Below are 3,887 nucleotides of genomic sequence, written 5' to 3'. Positions count from 1 at the left end.
GGGTGGGTGGGCCGTGAAGGGCTCCTTGAGGGAATCTGATTCCGTGAAGGAGCCCCTCACGGACTTGCGCCGGTCGTGAGGGGAGCCCTGAGGGAGTCTGTTTCCGTGAGGGTGGCCCTCATGGACTTGGGCGGGTCGTGAGGGGAGCCCTGAGGGAGTCTGTTTCCGTGAGGGTGGCCCTCATGGACTTGGGCGGGTCGTGAGGGGAACCCTGAGGGAGTCTGTTTCCGTGAGGGGGGCCCTCATGGACTTGCGCCGGTCGTGAGGGGAACCCTGAGGGAGTCTGTTTCCGTGAGGGGGGCCCTCACGGACTGCGGGCGCGGCCGAGGCGTCAGCACGCGAGCGGCGGCGGCCAGGAGTCATCCGGCGGCGAGTTGGCGTTTCACCTCGGCGGCGACGCGGGAGCCTTCCGCGCGTCCGGCGACCTTCGGCTGCACCGCCTTCATCACGGCACCCATCCCGGCCATCCCGGAAGCGCCCGTCTCCGTCACGGCCTCGGTGACCAAGCCGCGCAGTTCGTCGTCCGAGAGTTGCGCGGGCAGGTAGCCGGTCAGGACCTCAGCCTCCGCTCGTTCGCGTTCGGCTGACTCCGCGCGGCCGGCCTTCTCGAAGGCCTCGGCGGCGTCGCGGCGTTTCTTCACCTCTCGGGTGATGATCTTCAGTACTTCGTCGTCGGAGAGTTCGCGTGCGCTGTCGCCTGCGGTCTCTTCGTAGCCGATCGCGGAGAGGGTCAGGCGCAGGGTCGCCGAGCGCAGCTGGTCCCTTGCCTTGATCGCGGTCGTCAGGTCGTCGTGCAGGGTCGCCTTCAGCGTGGTCATATACCCGATCCTGGCGCCAGCCCCGGCTGGCTGCCCGCGCCGCGCCGCCGGGGACGGGGTCTTCTAGACTCGCTTCCGATGTCCGACCAGCCTGAAATCCCCTTTTCCCTTCCGGAGGTGCGGTGATGCGTCTCGTTTTCGCCGGCACCCCGGAGCCTGCCGTGCCGTCGTTGCGCGCGCTGATCGAGTCCGGGCGGCACGAGGTCGTCGCGGTCGTCACGCGGCCGGACGCCCAGGCCGGGCGCGGGCGCAAGGTGCTGCGGTCCCCGGTGGGGGCCCTCGCCGACGAGCACGGTATCGAGGTGCTCACGCCCGCTCGCGCTGGTGACCCGGCGTTTCTCGCTCGCCTGCGCGAGCTGGAGCCGGACGTCTGCCCGGTCGTCGCGTACGGGGCGCTGCTGCCGCAGTCCGCGCTCGACATCCCGGCGCACGGCTGGGTCAACCTGCACTTCTCGCTGCTGCCCGCGTGGCGCGGCGCGGCCCCGGTGCAGGCGGCGATCCGGGCGGGAGACGAGATGACCGGCGCTTCCACCTTCCGGATCGTGAAGGAGCTCGACGCGGGACCGGTGTTCGGCGTGGTGACCGAGACGATCGGCCCGGCCGACACGTCCGGCGCGCTGCTCGGCAGGCTCGCCGAGTCCGGGGCGCACCTGCTGGTGTCCACCGTGGACGGCATCGAGGACGGCACGCTCCGCGCGGTCGAGCAGCCGGGCGAGGGCATGAGCTACGCGCCGAAGGTGACCGTCGAGGACGCGCGGGTGTCGTTCGCGGACCCGGCGTCGGCGGTCGACCGGCAGATTCGCTCGGTGACCCCGGATCCCGGCGCGTGGGCGGAGTTCCGCGGCGAGCGGTTCAAGCTGGGGCCGGTCACCGTGCTCGACGAACCCGGTCCGCGGCCGGGCGAGCTGGTGGTCGAGCGCAAGCGCGTGCTCGTGGGCACGGCGACGAAACCGGTGCGGCTGGGCGAGGTCCAGGCCGCCGGCAAGAAACGGATGGCTGCCACCGACTGGGCGCGCGGCACGAGGATCGACGAAGGAGAGCGCCTGCGGTGAACGAGCGTGGAGAACGGCGGCCGTCACGGCCGCAGCGGGGCCGTCCGGCTCCGCGCAAACAGGGACCGCGGCGTCCGCCGGAGGTCGACGCGGCCCGCCAGGTGGCGTTCGACGTGCTGCGCGCCGTCCGCGAGAAGGACGCGTACGCCAATCTCGTCCTCCCGCAGTTGCTGCGGGAACGCCGGGTGAGCGGTCGCGACGCCGCGCTGGCCACCGAACTGACCTACGGTTCCGCCCGCGCGCAGGGCCTGCTGGACGCGGTGATCGCCGCGTGCGCCGACCGGCCGATCGAGAAGACCGACCCGGTGGTCCTCGACGCACTGCGGCTCGGCGTCTACCAGCTGCTGCGCACCCGGATCCCGGAGCATGCCGCCGTCGGGTCCACTGTGGACCTCGTCCGTGCCGAAGCCGGTTCGTGGGCAACGGGATTCGCGAACGCCATCCTGCGCACGGTGTCCACAAAGGACGAAGCGCAGTGGCTCGACGAACTGACCCCGGACGAGACCACCGACCCGATCGGTGCCTACGCGCTCCGCACCGCGCACCCGCGCTGGGTCGCCCGGTCGTTCGCGGAAGCGTTGGGGGACAAGGGCGCTGAGCTGAAAGCCGCCCTCGAAGCGGACGACGCCCGCCCCGAGGTGCACCTGGTCGCGCGCCCCGGCGAGATCAGCGCCGACGAACTGGCCGCCATCACCGGCGGCGACCCCGCGCCGTACTCGCCTTACGGCGTCCACCTGCCCGCAGGCGCGGGGGACCCGGCCGATGTCGAACCGGTACGCGAACGCCTTGCCGCGGTGCAGGACGAAGGCAGCCAGCTGTGCGCCATCGCCGTCACCAAGGCCCCGCTGGAGGGCTCCGACGAACGCTGGCTGGACCTGTGCGCGGGCCCCGGCGGCAAAGCGGCGCTGCTCGGCGCGCTGGCCAAGATCAGCGGCGCGCACGTCGACGCCGTCGAGAAGGCCCCGCACCGCGCCCGGCTGATCGAAAACGCCACCGAGGGCCTGCCGGTCACCGTGCACGTCGCCGACGGCCGCGAAACCGGCCTGGAACCGGGCTACGACCGGATCCTCGTCGACGCTCCGTGCAGCGGCCTCGGCGCACTGCGCCGGCGCCCCGAAGCCCGGTGGCGCCGCAAGCCGTCGGACGTCGCGGACCTCACCAAGCTGCAGGGCGAACTGCTGATGGCGGCGCTGGACCTGGTGCGCCCGGGCGGGATCGTCACGTACGTCGTCTGCTCGCCGCACCTGGCCGAAACCGAAGGCGTGGTAGGCGAAACCGCCCGCCGCACCAAGTCCGAGATCGTGGACGCCCGGGAGTTCTTCCCCGGCGTCCCGCAGCTCGGCGACGGCCCGTACGTCCAGCTGTGGCCCCACCGACACGGCACCGACGCGATGTTCTGCGCGGTGCTGCGCAAACCGTGACGGATCTAGGTTTGGTCGCCAGCTCGTGCGGCGGACTGGACACCCGGTTCACCGACGAGCTGGCAAAACCGGCAGTCGCCCGAGGCTGGCGATTGGCCATCACGCTCACGCCGACGGCCTGGGGCTGGCTGAAAGCGACCGGCGGCCTTGGCGAACTGGAAGCCACGACGGATCTTCCGGTGCGCAGCACGTCCCGGCTTCCCGGCGAACCGCGTCCGCACCCGGATCCGAAGGTCTTCCTCTTCGCGCCCGCCTCGGCGAACTCGGTGGCGAAGCTGGCGCTGGGGATCGCGGACAATCAAGCGCTCACGCTGCTCGGCGATGTCCTTGGCGCGCCAGGGATCACCATCGTCGTGGCCTATCAGATTCAGCCGACCCGGGCGCACCATCCGGCCTGGCAGCGGCATCTCGACACCTTGGCCGAGGCTGGTGTTCGGCTGCACCGCCTGGACCCACGGCGGCCGTGGTCGGAGCCGCTCGACTTGCTGCCCTCGCCCGCGTAGAAAGCCGTGAGGGGAACCCTGAGGGAATCAGATTCCCTCAGGGTTCCCCTCACGGACTTCAGGCTCAGCGCAGGCGAAGAGCGCGCTTCACCG

General features: G+C 71.6%; 4 protein-coding genes. 3 read left to right on the top strand and 1 reads right to left on the bottom strand.

What is annotated here, in order from left to right:
* Positions 1–359 precede the first annotated feature (359 nt).
* A complete protein-coding gene (locus ACWDNU_RS44875; RefSeq protein WP_370938758.1) occupies positions 360–818 on the bottom strand; it encodes a GatB/YqeY domain-containing protein in 459 nt (152 codons plus the stop codon).
* A 125-nt stretch (positions 819–943) separates the two neighbouring features.
* On the opposite strand from ACWDNU_RS44875, the gene fmt reads away from it, so the two are divergent.
* From fmt to ACWDNU_RS44860, 3 genes are read left to right on the top strand one after another with little or no spacing between them, the layout of a single operon-like run.
* Positions 944–1,870 carry a methionyl-tRNA formyltransferase gene (gene fmt, locus ACWDNU_RS44870; protein WP_370938757.1) on the top strand — a complete coding sequence of 309 codons (927 nt, stop codon included), beginning with the start codon at positions 944–946 and terminating at the stop codon, positions 1,868–1,870.
* Positions 1,867–3,291: an RsmB/NOP family class I SAM-dependent RNA methyltransferase gene (locus ACWDNU_RS44865; RefSeq protein ID WP_449673334.1), complete on the top strand. Its 1,425-nt coding sequence runs from the start codon at positions 1,867–1,869 to the stop codon at positions 3,289–3,291. Before fmt ends, ACWDNU_RS44865 begins: the two co-directional genes overlap by 4 nt.
* Complete coding sequence (locus tag ACWDNU_RS44860) at positions 3,288–3,794, top strand: flavoprotein (protein ID WP_378403693.1); 507 nt, start codon at positions 3,288–3,290, stop codon at positions 3,792–3,794. The genes ACWDNU_RS44865 and ACWDNU_RS44860 overlap by 4 nt, the downstream gene beginning before the upstream one ends.
* Positions 3,795–3,887: the final 93 nt, after the last annotated feature.

Source organism: Amycolatopsis sp. NPDC003676 (assembly GCF_053587275.1).
Note: the sequence above shows the minus strand (reverse complement) of the source record. Positions and strands in the feature narration are given on the sequence as shown.

Coding starts and splice junctions, on each gene's coding strand:
- fmt (WP_370938757.1), top strand. CDS start 944: ATGCGTCTCGTTTTCGCCGGCACCCCGGAGCCTGCCGTGCCGTCGTTG.
- ACWDNU_RS44875 (WP_370938758.1), bottom strand. CDS start 818: ATGACCACGCTGAAGGCGACCCTGCACGACGACCTGACGACCGCGATC.